Annotated in this window: 23 protein-coding genes; 13 read left to right on the plus strand and 10 right to left on the minus strand. The window is 64.4% G+C overall.

Annotated elements, in window-relative coordinates; all coding sequences use genetic code 11:
* Positions 1–77: 77 nt before the first annotated feature.
* A complete protein-coding gene (locus KU43P_RS22730; RefSeq protein WP_317659755.1) occupies positions 78–980 on the minus strand; it encodes a DMT family transporter in 903 nt (300 codons plus the stop codon).
* A gap of 234 nt (positions 981–1,214) precedes the next feature.
* Between KU43P_RS22730 and KU43P_RS22735 the strand changes: the two genes are divergently transcribed.
* Complete coding sequence (locus tag KU43P_RS22735; protein WP_317659756.1) at positions 1,215–2,090, plus strand: helix-turn-helix domain-containing protein; 876 nt, start codon at positions 1,215–1,217, stop codon at positions 2,088–2,090.
* A gap of 73 nt (positions 2,091–2,163) precedes the next feature.
* Here the strand turns inward: KU43P_RS22735 and KU43P_RS22740 are convergent, their stop codons facing one another.
* The 6 genes from KU43P_RS22740 to KU43P_RS22765 all read right to left on the minus strand — a co-directional run bounded on the left by KU43P_RS22740 (position 2,164) and on the right by KU43P_RS22765 (position 8,468).
* A complete protein-coding gene (locus KU43P_RS22740; protein WP_317659757.1) occupies positions 2,164–4,554 on the minus strand; it encodes a TonB-dependent siderophore receptor in 2,391 nt (796 codons plus the stop codon).
* Between the two features lie 184 nt (positions 4,555–4,738).
* Positions 4,739–5,713, minus strand: a complete 975-nt coding sequence (locus KU43P_RS22745; protein ID WP_317659758.1) for a FecR family protein — start codon at positions 5,711–5,713, stop codon at positions 4,739–4,741.
* Positions 5,710–6,210: a sigma-70 family RNA polymerase sigma factor gene (locus tag KU43P_RS22750; RefSeq protein WP_317663906.1), complete on the minus strand. Its 501-nt coding sequence runs from the start codon at positions 6,208–6,210 to the stop codon at positions 5,710–5,712. The genes KU43P_RS22745 and KU43P_RS22750 overlap by 4 nt, the downstream gene beginning before the upstream one ends.
* 55 nt (positions 6,211–6,265) lie before the next feature.
* On the minus strand, positions 6,266–6,592 hold the full coding sequence (locus KU43P_RS22755) for a DUF3325 domain-containing protein (protein WP_317659759.1): 327 nt from the start codon (positions 6,590–6,592) through the stop codon (positions 6,266–6,268).
* Entirely contained in the window at positions 6,586–8,166 is a 1,581-nt protein-coding gene (locus tag KU43P_RS22760; protein WP_317659760.1) for a PepSY-associated TM helix domain-containing protein, read from the minus strand. The genes KU43P_RS22755 and KU43P_RS22760 overlap by 7 nt, the downstream gene beginning before the upstream one ends.
* On the minus strand, positions 8,163–8,468 hold the full coding sequence (locus KU43P_RS22765; RefSeq protein WP_317659761.1) for a DUF3649 domain-containing protein: 306 nt from the start codon (positions 8,466–8,468) through the stop codon (positions 8,163–8,165). Before KU43P_RS22765 ends, KU43P_RS22760 begins: the two co-directional genes overlap by 4 nt.
* Before the next feature lie 170 nt (positions 8,469–8,638).
* On the opposite strand from KU43P_RS22765, the gene KU43P_RS22770 reads away from it, so the two are divergent.
* The 4 genes from KU43P_RS22770 to KU43P_RS22785 all read left to right on the plus strand — a co-directional run bounded on the left by KU43P_RS22770 (position 8,639) and on the right by KU43P_RS22785 (position 13,040).
* Positions 8,639–9,133, plus strand: a complete 495-nt coding sequence (locus KU43P_RS22770) for a sigma-70 family RNA polymerase sigma factor (RefSeq protein WP_317659763.1) — start codon at positions 8,639–8,641, stop codon at positions 9,131–9,133.
* Complete coding sequence (locus KU43P_RS22775; RefSeq protein ID WP_317659764.1) at positions 9,130–10,056, plus strand: FecR domain-containing protein; 927 nt, start codon at positions 9,130–9,132, stop codon at positions 10,054–10,056. Before KU43P_RS22770 ends, KU43P_RS22775 begins: the two co-directional genes overlap by 4 nt.
* Positions 10,057–10,137: 81 nt before the next feature.
* Positions 10,138–12,465: a TonB-dependent Fe(3+) dicitrate receptor FecA gene (gene fecA, locus KU43P_RS22780; RefSeq protein ID WP_317659766.1), complete on the plus strand. Its 2,328-nt coding sequence runs from the start codon at positions 10,138–10,140 to the stop codon at positions 12,463–12,465.
* Between the two features lie 227 nt (positions 12,466–12,692).
* Entirely contained in the window at positions 12,693–13,040 is a 348-nt protein-coding gene (locus KU43P_RS22785; RefSeq protein WP_317659768.1) for an HPF/RaiA family ribosome-associated protein, read from the plus strand.
* Positions 13,041–13,095: 55 nt separating this feature from the next.
* Here the strand turns inward: KU43P_RS22785 and KU43P_RS22790 are convergent, their stop codons facing one another.
* The gene (locus KU43P_RS22790) at positions 13,096–13,506 is read right to left on the minus strand and encodes a response regulator (protein ID WP_317659770.1); all 411 of its coding nucleotides are present in this window, start codon (positions 13,504–13,506) and stop codon (positions 13,096–13,098) included.
* A gap of 57 nt (positions 13,507–13,563) precedes the next feature.
* Positions 13,564–13,734: a Flp family type IVb pilin gene (locus KU43P_RS22795; protein ID WP_317659772.1), complete on the minus strand. Its 171-nt coding sequence runs from the start codon at positions 13,732–13,734 to the stop codon at positions 13,564–13,566.
* Positions 13,735–14,029: 295 nt separating this feature from the next.
* On the opposite strand from KU43P_RS22795, the gene cpaB reads away from it, so the two are divergent.
* Genes cpaB through KU43P_RS22835 form a run of 8 tightly spaced genes read left to right on the plus strand, consistent with a single transcriptional unit; the run spans position 14,030 to position 21,450 of the window.
* Positions 14,030–14,974, plus strand: a complete 945-nt coding sequence (gene cpaB, locus KU43P_RS22800; RefSeq protein ID WP_317659773.1) for a Flp pilus assembly protein CpaB — start codon at positions 14,030–14,032, stop codon at positions 14,972–14,974.
* Between the two features lie 17 nt (positions 14,975–14,991).
* Positions 14,992–16,251 carry a type II and III secretion system protein family protein gene (locus KU43P_RS22805; protein ID WP_317659774.1) on the plus strand — a complete coding sequence of 420 codons (1,260 nt, stop codon included), beginning with the start codon at positions 14,992–14,994 and terminating at the stop codon, positions 16,249–16,251.
* Positions 16,248–17,438, plus strand: coding sequence for a pilus assembly protein (locus KU43P_RS22810; protein WP_317659775.1), 1,191 nt, complete (start codon positions 16,248–16,250; stop codon positions 17,436–17,438). Before KU43P_RS22805 ends, KU43P_RS22810 begins: the two co-directional genes overlap by 4 nt.
* The gene (locus KU43P_RS22815) at positions 17,435–18,691 is read left to right on the plus strand and encodes a CpaF family protein (RefSeq protein ID WP_317659776.1); all 1,257 of its coding nucleotides are present in this window, start codon (positions 17,435–17,437) and stop codon (positions 18,689–18,691) included. Before KU43P_RS22810 ends, KU43P_RS22815 begins: the two co-directional genes overlap by 4 nt.
* Entirely contained in the window at positions 18,688–19,569 is an 882-nt protein-coding gene (locus KU43P_RS22820; RefSeq protein ID WP_317659778.1) for a type II secretion system F family protein, read from the plus strand. The genes KU43P_RS22815 and KU43P_RS22820 overlap by 4 nt, the downstream gene beginning before the upstream one ends.
* Positions 19,570–19,571: 2 nt before the next feature.
* Positions 19,572–20,459 (plus strand): type II secretion system F family protein, encoded by an 888-nt coding sequence (locus KU43P_RS22825; protein ID WP_317659779.1) that lies wholly within the window; start codon positions 19,572–19,574, stop codon positions 20,457–20,459.
* Between the two features lie 9 nt (positions 20,460–20,468).
* A complete protein-coding gene (locus KU43P_RS22830) occupies positions 20,469–21,170 on the plus strand; it encodes a tetratricopeptide repeat protein (RefSeq protein ID WP_317659780.1) in 702 nt (233 codons plus the stop codon).
* A 16-nt stretch (positions 21,171–21,186) separates the two neighbouring features.
* Entirely contained in the window at positions 21,187–21,450 is a 264-nt protein-coding gene (locus KU43P_RS22835; RefSeq protein WP_317659781.1) for a DUF3613 domain-containing protein, read from the plus strand.
* A gap of 11 nt (positions 21,451–21,461) precedes the next feature.
* On the opposite strand, the gene KU43P_RS22840 is transcribed toward KU43P_RS22835, so the two are convergent.
* Positions 21,462–21,896, minus strand: a complete 435-nt coding sequence (locus KU43P_RS22840) for a prepilin peptidase (RefSeq protein ID WP_317663907.1) — start codon at positions 21,894–21,896, stop codon at positions 21,462–21,464.
* Positions 21,897–21,914: the final 18 nt, after the last annotated feature.

Genomic DNA, 21,914 nt, shown 5'->3' on the forward strand with positions numbered 1-21,914 from the left:
GGATAAATCCGCTCCTACAGGTTCGATGTGTAGGAGCGGATTTATCCGCGATAGGGCCAGGGCAGGCAAAACGAATACTATTCAGCTACCACTGCCATCCCCCCCACCCTGCCTTTGGGCTTGCGAAACACCAGCACATTCCCCGCCATCACCGCCACCAGCCCGAGCAACGCTGGCGCCGTCCACTGATACCCCTCGGCAAACGCGGACACATTCAACGCCACCAGCGGGAACAGCACCGTGCAATAGGCCGCCCGCTCCGGGCCCATGCGCCCGACCAGGGTCAGGTACGCAGTAAAGCCGATCACCGAACCCGGGATGACCAGGTACAGCAGCGAGCCGATGTACCGCGTGTTCCACTCCATGGCGAATGGAACGCCACTGACCAGGCAATACCCGGCAAGCATTGCCGCGCCATAGACCATGCCCCAGGCATTGGTGGTCATCGGCTTTAGCCCTGCCTTCTGCTGCATGCTCGAGAGCATGTTGCCAGCCGAGAAACACAGCGTGCCGAGCAGCGCCAAGCCCAGACCGAAGAGGGTTTCGCGGCTGGCTGCATGGTGTGACAGCTCCGGCCAGAACAGCAGGCCCAGGCCCAGCAGGCCGAGCGCTCCGCCGCCGAGTACGTTGCTGGCGATCTTCTGGCCGAAGAACACACGTGCATTCAGCGCATTCCACAACGTGGCGGTGGAGAACACCACGGCGATCAGACCGCTGGCGATCCACTGGCTGGCCGTGAGGAAGCACATGAAGTTGACGCAGAACAGGCAGAAGCCCTGGGCCAGGCAGATCAGGTGGCCGCGGCGGTCCATCGGCTGCAGGCGCCGAGTGAGCAGGAGCATGGCGAACAGGATCAGGCCGGCCAGGGCGAAGCGGTAGACGATCGACACCGGAATGGCGACCACGCCCAGTTGCAGTTTCAGGGCGATCCAGGTGGTACCCCAGATCAGGACGGTGAGCAGGTACAGGGACAGGTTCATGGGTGGAGCTCCTAAGGTGTTCGACCACGGGGCCGCCTTGCGGCCCATCGCCGGCAAGCCGGCTCCCACAGTCCTGTAGGAGCCGGCTTGCCGGCGATCGAGGGCGCAGCCCTCGCCAGAGCCACCAGTCTTCCCCCGGCAGCCGTCTCGCGCTTGCACATTCTTGCGGTTTTCTCGCAGTAGCTGCTGCCACCCGGGCCCAGCCGCAGTACGATGGCAGCGGAGGAATCGCCCATGACCCCGCTCAGCCAGTTGCAAGTGTTCAACGCCATGCACGCCTCGCCCCACGCCCGGCTGGAGCACAGCGCGCACCTGGGCGATGGCCTGGCGGCGGCGCTGTGGAACAACCGCGATGATGCCCGTGACTACCAGGCGCCGAGCCACCACACGCTGTCCTGCTACATCGCCGATGGCACCGGCACCCACCGCCGCCAGCGCCCGGCGGACAAGGGCGCGCCGAACAAACTGTGCATCATGCCGGCTGGCCAGGAGTCGAACTGGGTGGTCAACGGCTCCATCCGCCTGGCCCACCTGTACATCAGCGAGGCGCAGTTCGCCCTTGGCTGCGTGCGCCTGCTCGACCGCGAGCCGCGGGAATTGCAGCTGCAAGAGGCGACCTTTGTCGACGACGCCGAGCAGTCGTTGCGCTTTCGTCAGTTGATAAAGCTGGATTGGGATGAGCCCGGTGAGCGCTTGCTTGCCAGCAGCCTGGCGCACGAGATAGTCGACCACGCAGTGCTCAGCCAGGTGGGGCTACGCCAGGGTTTGCGCCTGAAAGGCGGGTTGGCGCCCAGCCAGCGCCGGCAACTTATCGAGTATATCGAGGCACACCTCGATCAGCCCGTCACCCTGGGCGAGCTGGCAGTGCGCTGCAACCTCTCCGAATACCATTTCGCGCGGATGTTCCGCGCAAGCTTCGGCTTGCCGCCACATCAGTACCTGCTGGCTCGGCGGCTGCACCGGGCTTGCCAGCTGCTGCGTCTGGGCGAGTTGCCCCTGGGTCAGGTGGCACTGATGTGTGGATTTGCCAGTGCCAGCCATTTCAGCAATCGCTTCCGGCAGGCGCTCGGGGCAACGCCTGGGGAGTACCGTGGGGCCATTCGCGGCTAAAGCCGCTCCTACAACGGCCCCGTGATCCCTTTGCAGGAGCGGCTTCGATGAAGCCGGCAAAGCTCAAGAAATCTCAGAACTCGAAGGTGCTCGAAAGGCTCACCTGCCGCGCATCACCGATGGCGACGAAATACTGGTTCACCGCCGAGCTGTAGTACACCTTGTCGAACAGGTTCTTCACGTTCAACTGCAAGCGCACATTGTGCTCGTCCAGCTTGGTCTCGTACGTCGCGAACGCATCCGCCACGGTATAGCTGGGCAGGTCGAAGGTATTGGTCGAGTTGCCCGGCCGCTCACCGACATACCGCGCCCCGGCACCAAAACGCAGGCGATCGCCGCCGAACAGGCTGCCGAAGTCATACACCGCCGACAGCGACCCGGTATGCCGAGCCACATTCTGCAAGCGGTTGCCTTCCAGGTCCGGGTCCTTGGTCACCTTGGCATCGGTATAGGCATAACTGCCGATCAGGCTCCAGCGCTCGCTGAGCTGCCCGGTCAGGTCGAGTTCGACCCCGCGCGAACTGACTTCGCCGGCATTGCTGTACGCCGTCTCGCCCGTTCCGCTGTCGAAGTTGGCGACCAGCACGTTCTGCTTGGTGATGTCGAACAAGGCCAAGGTACCGGTCAGGCTGCCCGGCATGTCCAGTTTGGCGCCCAGCTCCCACGACTTGCCCTCTTCCGGCGCAATCGAGGAATCCAGCACCACGCCACCGGTCAGCGGCGCGATGCTGGAATTGGGTTTGAACGACTCGCTGTAGCTGCCATAGAACGACAGCTGATCATCGACTTTGTAGACGAGGCCCGCGTGCGGCACCCAGGCCTGGCCGCTGGCGTCGGTGTTGGCCTTGAACGGGCGGCCGCGGCCGGCGTATTGGTCATATTGCTGGTAACGGGCGCCGGCTACCAGAATCCAGTGCTCGTCCAGGTGCAGCGCGTCCTGCACGAACAGCGCATCGGTGCGCAGCTTGTCGGTCTGGTCGCTGTCACTCGCGCGCACCGTGCTGCCTTCCACTTCCTGGCCGTAGATCGGATGCGCGTAGCTGAAGGTGGACCGCGCACTCTGGCGGATCAGGTCGCCACGAAAGATCTTGCGATCTTCGTGGTCGATGCCGAACAGCAGGTCATGCTGCATGCCAGCCAGTTGCACGTTGCCGTTGAGGCTCAGGGTGGCGAACTGGTCGCGGCTCATGGCGTTGTGCGTGCCGTCGATGCTGCGCGTGAGCGTGCCTTTGGCCTCGTTCACACCGGTCACTCTAACCTGGCTGGCATCGTAGGTCTCGCGGTTGAAGCTGTAGCCGAAGTGCAACTTCCAGTCATCGGCCAGTTGATGGTCGACCTCCAGGCGGTAGAGGTCGGAGCGCCCCTCCATGTCGTTGAAGGGCTCGTCCAGGCGCCGTGTTGCCGGGATGTCCAGTGGGTGACCATTGCTGCCAAAGGCAGTGCCGCGGTCGAACGGGTACAGGAACTCGCGGTGCTCGTAGGCCAGCACCACCTGGGTGTCTTCGCCGAGCCAGGCCAGCGACGGCGCCACCAGCGACTCGCGGTGCACACCGAAGTTGCGCCAGTAGTCTTCGTCTTCGTGATCGACGATCAAGCGGTAGGCCAACGGGTTGTCACCTAATGCGCCGGTGCTGTCGAAGCCACCGCCACTGCCGTTCTTGCCGCTGCCGTAGGTGGAGCCACGCACGGTCAGGGCGTTGTACTGCTGCAATTGCGGGCGCTTGCTGACCACGTTGATCACCCCGCCTGGATCCTGGATGCCATACAGCAGCGAGGCCGGGCCCTTGAGCACTTCGACCCGCTCGGTGCTGGCGTTGAGGCTGCGGCCCTGCACGATCGGCATGCCGTCGCGCATGATCGAGCCGTCGCGGTTGTCGCCGAAGCCGCGCTTCATGACAGTGTCGGAAGTGCCACCGAAGTTGTTGCCCTGGGTAATGCCGCTGACGTTGGCCAGGGCGTCGTCCAGGTTACGCGGAGCCTGGTCGCGGATCACCTGGGCCGGGACCACGTTGATGGCTTGCGGGATGTCCTGGTTCGGGCCCTGGCCGCGCATGATCGAAGCGCTGGCCGGCGGCTGGTAACTGTAGGCGTCCATCTGCGAGGTCACCGTGGTGGCTTGCAAATTGAGGGCGCCGGACGTGTCCACAGGCTCGAGGGTCAGGGTGCGTGCATCGACCCGGCGCCAGGTCAGGCCGGCGTTGCCCAGCAATTGTTGCAGGGCCTGTTCGGCGCTGAACGAACCCTGCAGGGCAGGGGCCTGCACAGCGGGCAATTCGAGGGTATAGACCACGCTCTGGCCGCTGGCGCGGCTGAAGGCGTTGAGTGCCTGTGCCAGGGGTTGGCTGGGCTGGGCGAAGGCATACACCTGCACCTGCTCGGCAGCCAGCGCCAGGGGGGCGATGGCGAAGACCGGGCAGGCAGCAAGACCGAGCCAGAAAGGGACGCAACGCGAAGAGAACTTCATGGACGCTGACCTGTGAGTGGGTTATTACTGCGAATGAATCGCACTTCCACTCATTACACGGATGTCACGTCCTGTTACCTCATCCGCTTTTGAAATTTATTTTTCAGGCCTGCCTCACCGGCTTCACGCCTTGCACCGCACCCTGTGGGAGCCGGCTTGCCGGCGATGAGGCCGGCACTGACCCCTACCGGATAACAGTCAACCGCCCCAGCACCGTCCGCCGCGAGAAGCCCATCACCTTGCCCAGCGAATCCAGCGCCAGCAGCGGCTGCTCCACTGGGAAACTGCCACTGACCTTGCGCTGCGCCAACTCGCCATCGAGCAGTACGATCCGCCCTGGGTAATAGCGCCCCAGCTCCTCGATCACCTGCGCCAACGGCACCTGGTAGTAGTTCAGCCAGCCTTGGCGCCAGGCCAGGCGGCTGTCGCTGTCCACCGTCAGCAGCTCTCCCGGGTGGCCATCGGTATAGGCCATCTGCTGATTGGCGGTCAGCTCACGGGCACCCTGCCCCTTGGCCGCAGCAACGGCCACACGCCCGCTGCGTACCGTGACTTGTGCACCCTCGCCCTGATCGCGCACTTCGAACTGGGTACCGAGCACCCGCACCTCGCCACCTGCAGCCTCCACCACGAACGGCTCGCCGTTGTGGGTGACCTGGAAAAATGCAGCACCATGCAGCAGCCGCACGCGGCGCTCGCCTTGCTGAAAATCGACAGCGATCGCGCTGCCAGCGTCCAGGGTCACTTCGGACTGATCCGCCAGGGTCACCTGGCGAACCGTATCGCCACTGCGAAAGTCGGCTTGCAGGTCCTGCAGCCAATGCCCCGGATGCCAACCGCCTGCAACCCCCACGGCCAGGGTCAGGCAGGCAGCCGTGGCCAGTGCACGCAGCCACGGTTTCCTGGCGGGTGGCTTGGCCATGGCCTCCAGATACTGCTGCAAACCGGCGTGCTCCTCGTGAGCCAGGCGCGCTGCCGGCGCGGCACTGAGCTGCCACGCAGCCTGGGCCTGGTCATAAGCCTGGCCATGTCGCGGATCTGCCAGCAGCCAGCGCTTGAAGGCCGCACTCTGGGCAACGCCGGGCTGCTCATTGATGCGGCTCAGCCAGTGCAAGGCCGCCTGCGACTGAGCAGCAGTGATGGGTTCTGGATGGCTCATCGACGGGCGCTCCCTGGCCGGCGCGGGGAAAGAGCGGGCTCGGCAATACTGGCCTTGCACGCTTCGAGGGCGCGCATCATATGCTTTTCCACGGCGCTCTGGGACAGCTGCATGGCCTTGGCGATCTCGCTGTACTTGCAGCCATGCACACGATTGAGCAGAAAGATGTGCCGGGTGCGTTCAGGCAAGGCGCGCAGTGCGGCTTCAATGCGCTGCAGGTCGTGGTCGACCTCCAGGGCCTGCTCCGGCGCCTGGCACGTGGCCTCCTGGTCCAGGGTCAATGCGGCTTCAGCCACGCGCTCGCGGCTGCCTTCGCTGCGCAAGTGGTCTATGGCCAGGTTGCCGGCACAGCGCAGCAGGTAGGTGTCGAGCGCCTCGACTTCGACCTGAGGGCGTCGCCAGAAGCGCAGGAACAACTCCTGCACCAGGTCCGAGGCCGTCGCGCGGCAACCGACCCTGCGGCTGACCAACGCCTCCATGCGCGCACGCTGGGCCATGAAGACCTGTACGAAACGTGCCCTGGTGCCGTCGTTGTCGTGCTCGATCAAGGCATCACCTGCCCACGACGGCCAGCAAAGGCCCCAGCACCAGGCTGACGGCGGCAAGGCCCAGCATCAAGCGCGGCCGATAGGGCAAGCCGAACACCCACAAAGTGGCACCGGCCATCGACACGGCTGTCCATTCCACCAGGCCAGAAGCCCAGCCACGCAGCTGCACGGCAAGCACCAGCGAAAATGCCAGCAGCAACCAACCCACGCAGCGCAACAGGCGCAACTGGCCAGGGCCGGGCTTACGCCCGAGCAGCTCGGTGAAATGCTTGTCCATGGCCAGGCACAGGGCGGCGAAGCCGGCAAAACCGATCAGGGCAACGCTCAGCATCCGCTTACCTCGGCCGAGTCCACCACCGGCTTGGCTACCCGCGGTGCGCGTTTGGCCAAGGGCTTGGGCGCGCGCAACATCTTGTTTGCGGCCCAGGCGAGAAACAACCCGGTACCCAGCACAGTCAGGTCGAAACCGGCCATGGCCCAGTCACCTTCGACCATTGAATGGTTCAGCCCCTGCCCGGTGACCACGCCGTTGAGCAATGGCAGCAAGGCAAAGGCCAGGGCCCCCAGGGCCAACTGTTCACCCCACGCTCTGCGCCCCGGGCGCAGCACGGCATGCACCAATGCCAGCAACCAGGCCAGGAAGAAGGTATTCACCTCCCAGTCGGCCCGCCCCGGCCACGTCACTGGCAGCAATCGGTTGGCCCAGAAGAACCCGGCCACGGCAAGCAGCAGGCCACTCATGCTGGCAATGTTGAGTACCTCGACCAGGCGCAACTCGCCCGGTAGCCGCTCGGACTTGGCGTGCTTGAGCTGGCGTTTGCCCAGCCACATCACCAGGCCCGTGCCGATGACTGCGGTCCCGGCGACGCCGAAGACGAAGTACAGCCAACGCAGCCAGGGCCCTGCATAGTTGCCCATGTGCAGCCCGACAAAGGTGAACGAGGTCATCATCACCGCGCTTTCCGGCGCGCCCTGGCTCAGCAGCTCGCCCGTGGCACCGTCGAACATCCAGTTGGCGCTGCGCTTGTAGGCGATGCTGTCGGCAGAAGCCTGGGTAAAACTGACCCGCGCATTGCGGTCGCCCGGGTTCTGCACCTGGATATAGCCCATGCCGGCGCCGGGTACCTGCGCCTGAACCTTGGCATAGAGGCTCTCCAGAGGCACCAAGGGCGCGGCTACGTTGGAAACCTTAGGCACCTCATCACGGCCGAACAGTTCATTGAAATACGCGCCGGTGCTGCCGCCGTAACTGGCCATGATGCTGGCGGGCATGACCATGTACATGAAGATCACCAGGCTGCTGTAGCTGATCATCAGGTGGAACGGCAGCACCAGCACGCCAATCGCGTTGTGCCCGTCCAGCCATGAGCGCTGGGCCTTGCCATGGCGGAAGGTGAAGAACTCCTTGAAGATCTTCTTGTGGGTGATGATGCCGGTGATCAGGCCGAGGAACATGATGAACGCGCAGAAGGTCGCCAGCCAACGGCCCCAGGGGTGAGGCATCTGCAGCTGGAAGTGGAAGCGGTAGAAGAACTCGCCGCCGCGGCTGTCGCGGGCCTCGACCGGCTGCCCCGTGAGGGCGTCGAGCTGCTTGCTGACACCGCCTCGACGCCCCTCTCCGGGCTCACGCCAGCTCACGCTGAGTGCCGCTTCACGCGCATTGGGCAGGCGGATCATCCAGCTCTCGGCATGCCCGGCATTGGCTTGCAGGTAACGCTGGGCCAAGCCCAGGCTGGCCACCGGGTCGAGCGCATGATGGCGTATCTCGGGCTGGGTCCAGCGGCTGATTTCATCCTTGAAGTACGACAACGTGCCGGTCAGGAAAATGGCGAACAGCAGCCAGCCGAAGATCAGGCCAGTCCAGGTGTGCAACCAGGCCATCGCCTGGCGGAAGCCTTCCTTCATGGGGTTTTCATCCAGTAGACGAACCCGTTGAGCGCCCCTATCAACAGGCTTGGCAACAGCACGCCGAACCAGGCGCGCCCCGCACTGCGGCAGGCGAAGCACCAGATGAAGGCCAACAGGTAAAAGACGAACGACAGCAGCATGCCGGTCATGGCCGCGTCGACCCGCGGCATCGGTGCCAGCAGGCTGATGCAGACACTGGCCATGGACGCCAGCAAGTAACCGCCCAGCAGCGCGGCCAGGCTGCGTGAGGTTACGGCCAGGCGGTAGCTGAGGGGTAGCCCGGCGGCGTTGCGCTTCATGGCGAAGGTCCGGAAAATTTCGGGGCTGCAATAGTAATGATTTGGATTCTCATAAGCAAAGCCTGCCCGTCGCCCTCTGCCGAGCGAGGATTGCCGAGAACAGTCGGCCACACTACAATGCGAACAATTCTTACTACCAGTTGCGCTACACAGGCGCCGGAGTATCCTCGGTGTCCAGCGCCCTCTCTTCCACGGTCGAAGGTCTCTACCACGCCCATCACAACTGGCTGACCGGCTGGCTGCGCCGTCGCCTGGGCTGCCCGCAAAGCGCCGCCGACCTGGCCCAGGACACCTATGTGCGCCTGCTGCAGGCGCGCGAAGCGCCGCAACTGGTCGAGCCTCGCGCCTTCCTCGCCACCGTTGCCAAGCGTGTGCTGTGCAACCACTTCCGCCGCCAGGAGCTGGAACGCGCCTACCTCGAGGCCCTGGCCCAGGTACCGGAGAGCGTCGCCCCGAGCGAAGAGCAGAAGGCGATCATCTTCGAAACCCTGCTGGAGCTCGACCGCTTGCTCGATGGCCTGCCGCCCCTGGTCAAGCGCGCGTTTCTCCTGGCCCAGATCGATGGCATGGGCCAGAGCGAGATCGCCCGCGAGCTGGGCATTTCGCTCGCCACGGTCAAACGCTACCTGAACAAGGCAGCCCTGCGCTGCTACTTCGCCCTGTGAACACGTCGTTTTCCACGCACGTGGCCGAGCAGGCCGTGCACTGGCTGATCGAGTCCCAGGGCGATGACTTCGACCCGGCTCAGCAACAGGCGCTGCAGCGCTGGTTGCTGGCCGATGACGAGCATCAGCGGGCCTGGGCGCATATCCAGCAGGTCAACCAGCGCCTGCGCGGCGTTGCCTCGCCGGTGGTGCATGCCACCTTGCAGGCCCCGCCTTCCGCTGCCCGGCGCCGTGCGCTCAAGGCGCTGCTGCTGTTCGGCATGGCCAGCGCCACTGGATTGGGCCTGCAGTCGCACAACCCATTGCCCGGTTTGATGGCCGATTACCGCAGCCCCCTCGGCCAGAGGCGGCGGATGCAGCTCGCCGATGGCAGCCTGCTGCAACTCAACACCCGCAGTGCTGCCGATGTGCGCTTCGATGGCCAGCAGCGCCTGGTGCGCCTGCTCGAGGGCGAACTGGCACTGGATGTCGTCAGCGATGCGCGCCCCCTGCTGCTGCGCACCGACCAGGGTGCCCTTCAACTGGATAGCGGGCGCTTCAATGTGCGTGAGTTCGACGGGTTCAGCCTGGTTTCGGTGTTCACCGGCAAGGCCAGTTTTTCAGGCCAGGCGCTGCTGGCCGGGCAGCGTGCGCGCTTCACTGCGCACGGTTGGCAGGCCATCGCGCCCGTGGATCTCAACAGCGGTGCCTGGGTCGACGGCATGCTGGTGGCCTCGCAGATGCGCCTGGCGGACTTTCTTGCCGAACTTGGCCGTTACCGCCAGGGGCAGCTGGGTTGCAGCGAGTCGATCGCGGACCTGCGCGTATCCGGCTCCTATCCGCTGGATGACAGCGAACGGATCCTGCAGATGCTGGAAGTAGCGTTGCCCGTGCGGGTGCGGCGATTCACCCGCTACTGGGTGACAGTCGAAGCCCGGGCATAACCATTTTTCCAATCGGTTGAGCCATTTTTCCAACCTCGCGTGACAGAGAAGGCAGAACCCCTTCTTACAGGACCCTTCTCGATGCCCCTGCGCCCTACCCCGCTCGTTCACGCCCTGCTGCTGGCCACCAGCCTCGGCCTTGTCACGCCAGCTCTGCAAGCCGCCGAGGCACGCACCTACCACATTGCCGCCGGCTCGCTGGAAGATGCCCTGAACCAGTTCGGCCGCGAGAGCGGTGCACTGATCTCGTTCGGCTCGCAACTGACCCAGGGCCTCGCCACCCAAGGCCTGGACGGCCAGTACGACATCGCGCAGGGGCTGGATGCATTGTTGCGCGGCAGTGGCCTGCAGGCTCGGCAAGAGGCAGATAACGCCTTCAGCCTGCAGCCGGCAGGTGTTTCGGCCCCTGGTGCTGCGGTGGAGCTCGGTGCCTCGACCGTCGTCGGCGACTGGCTGGGCGAGGCGCAGCAGGACAACGTCTTCGAGCACCCCGGCGCCCGCGACGTGGTGCGCCGTGAGGCATTCGAACGCAGCGGCGCCACCACGGCGCGTGAAGTGCTCAACCGCATCCCCGGCGTCAACGCCCCGGACAACAACGGCACCGGCAGCCACGACCTGGCCCTGAACTTCGGCATCCGCGGCCTCAACCCACGCCTGGCCTCGCGCTCCACGGTACTGATGGATGGCATCCCGGTGCCCTTCGCACCTTATGGCCAACCGCAGCTTTCGCTGGCGCCAATCAGCATGGGCAACATGGATGCGGTGGATGTGGTGCGCGGCGGCGGCGCTGTGCGCTACGGCCCGCAGAACGTCGGCGGTATCGTCAACTTCGTCACCCGCGCCATTCCCCAGGAAGCGACCTTCAAGGCCGCCATGCAGAACCAGGTCAGCCCATCGTCCAGCCAGGACGGTTTCAAGAACAGCGCCAACCTGCTGGTCGGCGGCACCAACGACAACGGCCTGGGCGGCGCGCTGCTGTACTCGGGCGTGCGCGGCGGCGACTGGCGCGAGCACAGCGACACGCAGATCGACGACCTGATTCTCAAGGGCAAGCTGCAACTCGACGAGGCCAACAGCCTGCATGCCATGGCCCAGTACTACGAGGGTGAGGCGCAGATGCCCGGTGGCCTGAGCACCGCCGACTTCGACGCCGACCCTTACCAGTCGACGCGCCTGAAAGACAAGTTCTGGGGCCGCCGCACGCTGTTCAACTTCGGCTACAACTACAAGCAGGACGACCGCCAATTCAGCGTCAACAGCTTCTTCACCAAGACCCTGCGCAGCGGCTACCTGGACCAGGGCAACTTCGTTTCGCTGTCACCGCGCGAGTACTGGGTGCGCGGTATCGAGACCCGCTTCTCGCAAGGCCTGGCACTGGGCGAGAGCTGGCACGAACTGGGCATCGGCTACCGCTACGTCAATGAAGCCGGCCATGAACTGCGCTTCCGTGAACCGGTCACTGGCGACCTACCCACCACCGCCAGCCGCAATGACCGTGATACCCGTGGCAGCACCGAGGCCCACGCCATCTACCTGGATGACCGCATCGACATCGGCCGCTGGACCATCACCCCGGGCGTGCGCTACGAGATGATCGACTCCGAACAGAGCAACAAGCTCAACGGCCAACGCTACCAGGGCAGCTACAACACAGCCCTGCCGGCGCTGAACGTGATGTACCACTTGACCGACACCTGGAACCTGTACGCCAACACCGAAGGTTCGTTTGGCAGCGTGCAGTACAGCCAGATGCCCAACCGCGTCAGCAGTGGCGAAGTCAAACCGGAGAAAGCACGTACCTGGGAGGTCGGTACTCGCTACGACAACGGCGACCTTCAGGCCGAAATCGGTGCATTCCTGATCAACTTCGACAACCAGTACGAAAGCAACCAGACCAACGACTCGGTAATTGCCCGCGGCGAAACCCGCCACCAGGGCATCGAAACCAGCGTGCGCTACGCACTCGACGGCCTCAGCCCGGCGCTGGCAGGTTTCGACGTGCACGCCAGCTACGCCTTCGTTGACGCCACCATCCGTGAAGATGGGCCGAACAAGGGCAATCAGGTGCCGTTCTCGTCACGCCACAAGGGCAACCTGGGCGTGGGTTATACCGAAGGGCAGTGGCAGTTGAACCTCGATGGCAGCTTCCAGAGCAGCCAGTACGCCGACAACGCCAACACCGGCACCGAGAGCGCCGACGGCAGCACCGGTCGCATCCCCGGTTACATGCTGGTCAGCACCCGCGCCGGGTATGACTTCGGGCCGCAGCTGTCCAACCTGAAGGTAGCGGTGGGGGTGAAGAACCTGTTCAACCGCGAGTACTACACGCGTTCGTTCGATGACAACAACAAGGGCAAGTACGTGGGTGAGCCGCGGACCTTGTATGTGCAGACTTCGGTTGAGTTCTGAGCCTGGGGTACGGTTGAGGTTTTAGGGTATTGCGTAGATCGAGCGCCGCCCGCGCGGCGCGCGATCTCAATCCCACCACGTACCTCACGCCTTACAATTTTTTTTTCATAAAGGGGTTGAAATCATCCCTCGGTTGCCTGACCTTAGAGTCAAGAGGCGAAGAAATTCCAGGGGCCTCAAGGGCCTAGGCACGCCTCCATGCGAGCAAGCTGAATAAGGATTGAATCATGCAAATCCAGGTCAACAGCAGCAACCATATCGAAGGCAACATCCGTCTCAACGAGTGGGTCCGCAGTACGCTGGAAGCCACGCTCGAACGTTACGAGGAGGACCTCACCCGCATCGAGGTGCACTTGCGCGACGAGAACGGAGCCAAACCCGGTCCGCATGACAAACGTTGCCAGATGGAGGCTCGCCCCAAAGGCCACCAACCGATTTCCGTGACCCACACCGCCACTTCGCTGGACCAGGCGGTCGACGGTGCTGCCAGCAAGCTGAACAATGCACTGGAGCACTTCTACGGCAAACTGCGCAGCAAGCGCGGGGTCCTGGAGCTGAATGACCCGGACGCCTGATTCACACCATGAACAACAACGCCCGGCCATGTGCCGGGCGTTTTCGTAAGTGGCGTCAGTACTTGACTGCCTGCAACAACGGTTGCGGGAACAGATTGTCCAGGGTTTCCAACAAGCGTGCGTAGTAGATAGGCTTGCGGAAGAAATCCAGCACCTGCAGGCGCAGCAGGTCACTGACATCATCGGCACCGGCATGGCCCGACATGACAATCACGGGTAGGTGCTGGCGTTCACAATGGTCGCGCAAGCGCTTGATCAGACCGATGCCGCTTTCTTCCGGCATGCGAAGGTCAGTGATGACCAACGCAACGTCAGGATTCAGGGTGAGCAGCTGCATGGCCGTTTTTACCGAGCCGGCGGCAAGGCAGCAGTAACCTTCGTTTTCCAGCAGTTCGGCGAGCTCCTGCAGGTGCTCTTCCTCGTCATCCACCAAAAGAATCTGCTGACGCGAGAAAGAGTTCTGCATGGGTGGCTCCTGTTCATCCAATCAGACGTTGGCGATACCCGCAGGTGCACGTTGGGCTTACAGAATTGCCTGAATCTTGGTGAACATTGCGGTGATCTGTGTCGAGATCGGGGTGACGAAGCCCGCAAGCACCACCGCGACCATCGCCGCGATGACCGCATACTCGATACCCGAAGCGCCGTCTTCACGACGCAGGAATTGCTTGCAGTGACGGATGATCTTTTTCATGACCAGCTCCTTGCGGCGGCGTCGCCGGCGACAGTGGTATCAAAGTGACTCCTTTGTGCCATCAAAGAATCGCCAAGCTGGTGGCAACTGCAAACATAAAAAAGCATTAATCACTTAGTGATACTCCTAAAGATGTAATCCCCTTTTGTCACTTAACCATCTGTTTTTATTGGTTTTGACTGCAAGCGTTAAAAAAATCTGTTGGCCTCAATGGCGAAAAGCGATGACTGCACTAACGTGCAATAGCGAAATAGTGACTTTTTGCCAGCGCTCGTTCCACGCAGGGAGGCCAGAAATGAGCAGTCGCATGACCATGATCCTGGCTGCACTTTTCCTGCTTGGGGCATTGCTGGCAGGCTACTGGGGATTCGTGCTGAGCCGCCCTGCCGAGCCCCCCGAGCCTGCCGGCGCCGGCACAGAACAGCCTGTCGCCGTGACGCCAGCGCCTGCCCCACAGCCCCCTGAACCCCTGCGCTCGCCGATTGTGGTACTGCGTAAGGCACTGCCGGCCAATACCCCCGTCACCGAAGGCGACGTGCTCGTCGAGCGCCTGCAAGTGACGCCCGCCGGCGCGTTCCAGGCAATCGAACAGGTCATTGGCCGTGCTAGCCCAAGGCCCCTTGCAGCCGGCAGTTGGCTGGGAGAATCCAGTTTCGAAGGCGGTGGGCCGCTGGCACGAATGATCCGCGCCAACGAGCGCGCCGTTGCGATCGGCGTGGACGAAGTCATCGGTGCTGCCGGGCAGATGTACCCCGGTGATTATGTGGACGTGCTGCTGTACCTGCGCGAAGAAACCAGCAACCCGCAGTCCTCGGCTCAGGTCGTGTTGCCAGCCCTGCGTGTGCTCAGCGTCGGCGAGCAGATGGGCCTGGCCCATGACGGCCAGCCAGCGCAGAGCGCCGAAGCGCTCAAGGCCCGCCGCGAGCAGGGCAACGCCGGCAACCTCTCAGGCACTCGCACGGTGGTGCTGGCCGTACCCGAAGCCTTCGCCAGCCGCCTGATGCTGGCGGCCCAGGTCGGCACCCTGCGCCTGGCCGTACGCAGCGCCGACGAACAGCGGCTGGCCCGCTACTGGAGCGGGCGCGACGCTCAACCCCAGGTCGAAAGCATCAACCGCGAACTCTTCCGCTTTAGCCAACTGTCCCAGGCACCGCTGAGCCAACCTGCCCCCGTCGCCGTCGTGGCGGGCATGCAGGTGATCCGCGGGGCACAGAATACCGACCACAAAAACACCCCCTGACAAGGCAAGGATGCAGTATGCGTAGTTCCGAGCGTTGCAGATCCAAACCAGGCTTCGGCCGTGTGTGCCTCGCGCTGCTTCTGGCCGGGGTGCTGGTTCAGGCCAATGCCGCAGGCAAGGGGTGCGAGGCATACGCCCAGTTGCCCTCGGTGATCGAAATGGATGAGGGCCTGCAACAGGAACTGCGGCTCCCGCTGGCCATCAGCCGCGTGGCCGTCGGCGAGCCGAAGGTGGCCGATGTACAGGCCAGCGGCGAACGCGCCGTCCTGGTGACTGCGGTGGGCCCTGGCAATACCACGCTCATGCTGTGGACCGCCTGCTCCCCCACGCCCCATCGGGCCATGTTGTTCGTCAAGGGCCGCGCCAGCGTCGACATGGCCGAGGGGGGCCTGCCGCCTTCGCTCGATGCCCAATTGCCAAGCCAGGTTCAGGCCGATATCCGCTTCGTCGAAGTGCGTCGTACCAAGTACAAGGAAGCCGGCGCGCGGCTGTTCTTCAGTGGTTCGAACAACAGCCTGATCGGCTCGCCCGGTACGGTCCCGCGCACCTCGGTGACACCGGGTGCGGTACCGATCACACCGCCTGCCATTCCGCTTGACGATGGCGTGTTCAACATTGTGTGGGGAGGCGGCAGCAGCCGTTTTCTCGCCGCCATCAATGCCTTGGAGAACAGCGGCTTCGCCTACACCCTGGCGCGCCCCAGCCTCACCGTGCTCAGCGGCCTGACCGCAAGTTTCCTGGCGGGCGGCGAGATCCCGATCCCGGTGCCCAGCGCCGGCAGTGACAGTGTCTCGATCGAATACAAGGAATTCGGCGTGCGCCTGGCGCTGACGCCGACCGTGGTCAGCCGCGACCGCATCACCCTGAAGATCGCCCCCGAAGTCAGCGAGCTGGACTACAACAACGCGGTGAATATCGCCGGCACGCTGGTGCCGGGGCTGAGCGTGCGGCGGACCGATACCAGTATTTCGCTGGCCGATGGCGAGAGTTTCATCATCAGCGGCCTGGTCAGCAACAACACCCGCTCATCGGTGGACAAGCTCCCAGGGCTGGGCAACCTGCCGGTGCTGGGTGCGTTCTTCCGCCAGTCGGCCCTGGTGCGTGAAGAAACCGAGCTGTTGATGATCGTCACCCCGCACCTGGTCCAGCCCTTGGCCGCCAACGCCCGCCTGCCGCAGTTGCCGGGGGAAGGCCTGCGCACCTACGACCCCAGCTGGGGCCGGCTCTTCTTCATGGAAAACGGCAACTTCGATGGCCGCAACGGGTTATCACAATGAACGAGAGCCTCAACCAGACCTTCCTGGGCATCACCCGAAACGAGGAAGACCTGCAATGGCTGCAGACCGCTCTGGCCCCTCAGGGCCAGGTGATAGGCGCCAATGCCGGCAACCTCGACGAGCTGCTGGCACTGGTCAACGCGACTTTCAGCAACCTCGTTTTCATCGGACTGGACCGTGAACAGCTGGTCAACCAGTGCGCTTTGATCGAGGGCGTGCTGGAAGCCAAACCGATGCTGGCCATCGTCGCGCTGGGCGATGGCATGGACAACCAACTGGTGCTGCATGCCATGCGCGCGGGTGCCCGTGATTTCGTCGCCTACGGCTCGCGCGCCAGTGAAGTGGCTGGGCTGGTACGGCGGTTGGGCAAACGCATGCCCACCGTCACCAGCAACCCCAGCCTGGGCGGCCTGACCGTGTTGTACGGCGCGCAGAGCGCCACCGACGGCGCGTTGTTGACCACGCACCTGGCACGGGTGGTACAGGAAAGCGGCCAACAGACGCTGCTGCTCGACCTGGGCATGCCACGTGGCGACAGCCTGGCCCTGCTCGGGCTGGAGGCATCGTTCTACTTCGGCGATGCCCTGCGCCATCTTCGCCGGCTCGACACCACGCTGATCGACAGCGCCTTCACCCGCGACAAGAAGGGCCTGCGCCTGCTCACCTACGCCGAGAACGATGAGCCGCTGCGCCAGACCAGCGCGGCCGAGCTGTACATGCTGCTCAGCGCACTGCGCCAGCATTTCCAGCACATCGTCGTGAACCTGACGGGCCATGCCGACAGCGAGGCCCTGCGCACCCTTGTCAGCCACTGCGACAAGCTGATCGTGTACACCGACCAGAACATCCTCGACTGCCGGCGCAACCTCGAAGTGCTGGAGCTTTGGCGTGACCACGGCATCAAGCTGGAACATGCCAGCCTGTTGGTCGACCGCTACCTGAGCAACGTCGCCCCCGATGCCGACAGCCTGGCCAAGCGCTATGGCTTGCCCCTGCTCAAGGTCATGCCCGACAGCGCCGAGCTGCGGCTGAACGTTAAGAACCAGGGCCTGAGCCTGTTCGAACTGGCCCCGCGCGAAAACCTGACGCAAGCCCTGCGCAGCCTGGGTGAACGGCTGGCGCAGCGCTCGGAAAACCTTTCGCCACCGGCCTTCACCTGGCTGCGTCGGCTGTGGGGCAGCAAATGAACGGCGACCTACCCTTTGGCGGCCAGCAGCATGCCTCTAGCGACCCTTATGCACTCAAGCGCGCACTGCACCGCTTTGCCATCGATGCCATCGAAGACAGCGGCCGCAACCTGCTGGAAGGCGCGCGCCCGGCACTGACCCAGTTCGTGCTGGAGCAGGTCGGCGATTACGTCGCGCGGCTGCGCCTGGCGTTGTCACGCTACGAAATGGAGCGCCTGGCCGAAGAGCTGGTCGACGAGCTGACCGGGTTCGGCCCACTGGAGGTGCTGCTGCGCGATGCCAGCGTCACCGAGATCCTGGTCAACGGGCCACACCGGGTGTTCGTCGAGCGGGCCGGCCAGTTGCAACAGACCGACCTGCGGTTCATCGATGCGCATCACGTCGAGCGCGTCATGCAGCGAATCCTGGCTCCGCTCGGGCGGCGCCTAGACGAATCTTCGCCGATGGTCGATGCGCGCATGCCGGACGGCAGTCGGGTCAACGCGATCATCCCACCGGTGGCGCTGGATGGCCCGTGCCTGTCGATCCGCAAGTTCCGCCAGGACATGCTCAAGAGTGCCGACCTGCTCGCCACCCGGGCCATCGACCAGCACATCTTCGACTTCCTCGAACGTGCCGTGGGTCGGCGCTGCAACATCCTGGTCAGCGGCGGCACCGGCACCGGCAAGACCACCCTGCTCAACATCCTCAGCCAGATGATCGCCCCGCGCGAGCGCCTGGTCACCATCGAAGACGTGGCCGAACTGCAGCTGCACCACCCCCACGTGGTACGCCTGGAAACCCGCCCCCCGAATGCCGAGGGGCACGGCGAGATCAAGGCCAGCGAACTGATCCGCAACGCCCTGCGTATGCGCCCGGACCGCATCATCCTCGGTGAAATCCGCGGCACCGAAGTGCTCGATGTGCTCACGGCCATGAACACCGGGCACGACGGCTCGATGAGCACCGTGCACGCCAACACCGCGCAGGATGCCCTGCTGCGCCTGGAAACCCTGGTCGGCCTGAGCGGGCGGCAGATCGCCGAGAAGACCTTGCGGCAGATGGTCTGCGCAGCGCTCGACGTGGTGATCCAGCTTGCCCGCCTGCCCGATGGCCGGCGCTGCGTCAGCGAGGTGCTGGAAGTGGTGGGTGTGCGCGACGATGTGTACGTGACCAACACCCTGTTCCGCCTCGATCGGCGCGGCGGCGACACCTTCCTGCGTGAAGCGCCCAACCCTGCCGGCAGCAAGCTGCGCCTTGAAGGTGCGCCATGATCGGCCCCCTGCTGCTGGCGCTGGCGCCGCTGCTGATGGGCGTTTCCCTGGTGCTGTTTCGCAAGGGCCTGTACAAGCGCAGCGAACAGCGGATTCTCCAGCGCCTGGGGCGGGCCGTACAGGTCGTACGCAGTGGCAATACGCGGCGCGACTGGCTTGAGCCGCTGCTGCAACGGGCAGGGCTGGGCGCCACCGACTGGCACCCACAGCGCTGGCTGTTTGCCTGGCTGGGCCTGGCGCTAGTGGCCCTGCTGGGCGCCGGCTGGGTAGCTGCACTGATGGTGGTGGTGAGCATGCCATTGTTGGCCTACTTCACCCTCAGCGCCCTGTACCGGCGACGTGTGCGCCAGCTGGTAGAGCAGTTGCCGGCGTTGCTGGACTACAGCGTGCGCAGCCTCAAGGCTGGCCGCACGCTCAACGATGCTGTGCTCGGGGGTATCGATGGCACCCGTGAACCCTTGCGCTCGACCATGACCCGGGTGCGGCGCAACGTGCAGCTTGGGGTACCGCTGGACGACGCAGTAAGCGAGTTTGCCGAGCTGTATGACCAGGACGAACTGCGCCTGTTCGCCATGGGGCTGCGCATCAACCAGCGCTACGGCGGCAACACCAGCGAGCTGATGGAGAACCTGATCAAGCTGATCCGCGAGCGTGAACAAGGCGCCCGCCAACTCAAGGCCATGACCGGCGAAACCCGTATCACCGCGATGATTCTCGGCGCCTTGCCGCTGTGCATGGCCGGTTACTTCCTGATGGCCAACCCGCGCTATCTACTGGCCATGTGGCATGACAGCAGCGGCCAGATGATGCTGTTGCTGGCATTCGCCCTGCAGGTGCTTGGCTGCCTGGTACTGTGGCGCATGATGAGGAGCCTGTGACCATGGCCTTGCTGCTCTGCGCCCTGTGCCTGTTCCTGGCGGCTTGCCTGCTCGGCCTGCAGGCCGCCCGTCAGCTGCGGGCCCGCTACCTGGTCGCTCGGCGGCTGCAAGGGCGGCTGGCGCGCGACGAGCGCCTCGGTGACTGGCTGCACTGGCTGGGCAGCAGCCCACTGGGGCAACGCTTGCAGAAACTGGACGGTGAAAGCCAGGCGCTGCTCGACCGTGTCGGCTGGCGTCGCAGCCGCCAGCGAGCGCTGTTCGCCGCCGTGCAGCTGGGGTTGCCGATAGTGACGGTCGTACTGACCTTGCTGCTGCAACAAGGTGTGAGCGGCGGTGATGGGGCGCACTGGCTGATCTGGCCACTGTGCGCGCTGGGGGCCAGTTATCTGCTGCCCAAGCGCGTGCTGGCTGCCGCCGCCAAACGCCGCCAGCAACGGATCGCCCTGGAAGTGAGCCTGATGATTCCGCTGCTGCGCATCCTCTTCGAAACCGGGCTGGCCGTGGAGCAGGCGTTGCGTGTGCTGAGCCGGGAAGGCCGAGCGCTGGTGCCGGAGATCAGCGAAGAGCTGCGCCAGATACTGCACCGGGTGGACTCGGGCTTGGCGCTCGGGCCGGAACTGGAAAAGACGGCAGGGGTGCTGGCCGTGGACGAATTCACCGACACCTGCGTGATTCTCCAGCAATTGCTGACACAGGGCAGTGGCGCGATGAAGTCGCTGCTGGCGCTCAAGGATCTGCTGGATGACCGGCGCCTGACGCGCCTGCAGGAACGGGTATCGAAAATGTCGGCAAAGATGTCGGCGGTGATGATGGTATTCCTCTTCCCGGCGTTGCTCATCGTCCTGGCCGGGCCGGGGTTTTCTGCATTGGCGCGGGCGTTGAGCCCCTAGGGAGAGAGGATGAAAGCAATCCTGTTGTTCACCAGCCTGGTGCTGCTGGCCGGTTGCGCCGGCCAACAGCCCGAGAGCTTGCGGCAATTGTTCGGTACGTCCAGTTGCACCAAGCCCGACGCCGACCAACAACTGTCGCTGAACCTGGCGGACGAGATGCTCAACGAAGGCCGCCCGCATGCCAGCCTGGCGCACCTGGAGCAATTGCCCAACACCCTCGACCAGGTACGCCTGCGCAAAGCTCGGGTGTCGCGCCTGCTCGGGCGCAGCGAGGCCGAGCCGCTGTACCGCAGCCTGCTGGGCGGCTGCCTGGCCGCCGAAGGCGAGCACGGCCTTGGCCAGCTTGCCTCGGCCCGTGGCGACGACGTGCAGGCGCTGCAGAACCTGCAGCGCGCCGTGCGCCTTGCACCGACCGATGAGCGCGTGCGCAACGACTTGGGCGTGGTGTTGATGAGCCTGGGGCGCTATGAGCAGGCGCGCTTCGAATTCCTCACGGCCATCGAACTGAAAGATGACAACCCGCTGCCGGCGGTCAACCTGGTGACGCTATCGCTGCTGCAGGACAACTGGCAGCAGGCTACCGACCTGGTCAGCCGGCTCGGGCTCAAGCCCGAGCAGTTTGCCCAGGCCCAGGCTCGCTTCAGCCAGATCAAGGCCAGCGGGCGCGGGCCGCTGGCCTCGGCCAATCGCTCGACCGAGATGCTCAACTGACGCAAAGGAGAGGCTGATGATCCGCTTTGCAATTGTGCTGGCGTGCTGCGCCAGCGTCTTTTCGGCCTGGGCAGATGACGCCCCACACCAGCATTCGACTGAGCTGACCGCGACCGAAGCGTTGCTCCAGGTGCAGTCCAGTGGTGAGCAGGCATCGAACAAGCTGCAGGTGCAGACGGCACGCGAGCGCGACCTGTCGAAGCAGCGTTGGCTGGAGACGTACAAATACGCTATCCCGGATTTCTATCGCTGGGAGCGGGTGAAGTCGAGCAACAACTGAAACGGGCCTGCTCAAGACAAGCACACACTGGCCAGCACGAACCCCACCAGCACACTGGGTGCGAACGGCTGCTTGTCGCCCGCCTGCCCTGCCCCGCGCCGCCACAGCCGCCTGGCGAGCGCCCATAGCAGCATCGCCCCACCAGCCCCGATAAAGGTGCCCAGCACATACGCCTGGCTGGTGGCCAGGGCCAGCGCGCCAAGCAGCTTGACGTCACCGGCACCAAAGCGACCGAACATATACCCCGGCAACGTCAGCAACAACACGATGGCCAGCGCCCAGCCGGCATCACTGGCCTGAGCGCCGACCCAGCTGTGTCCGGTCGCCAGTAGCCATGCCAGCGCACACGCGGCACCGCCCAGCGTGAAGACGTTGGAGATTTGCCGCTCACGCATATCCTGCCCCGAGCACAAGGCAAGCCAGGCCAGCAGGACAACGCTAGATATTGGCAATTGGCCATCCCT

Origin of the sequence: Pseudomonas sp. KU43P, from assembly GCF_033095865.1 — a bacterium.
GTDB lineage: Bacteria > Pseudomonadota > Gammaproteobacteria > Pseudomonadales > Pseudomonadaceae > Aquipseudomonas.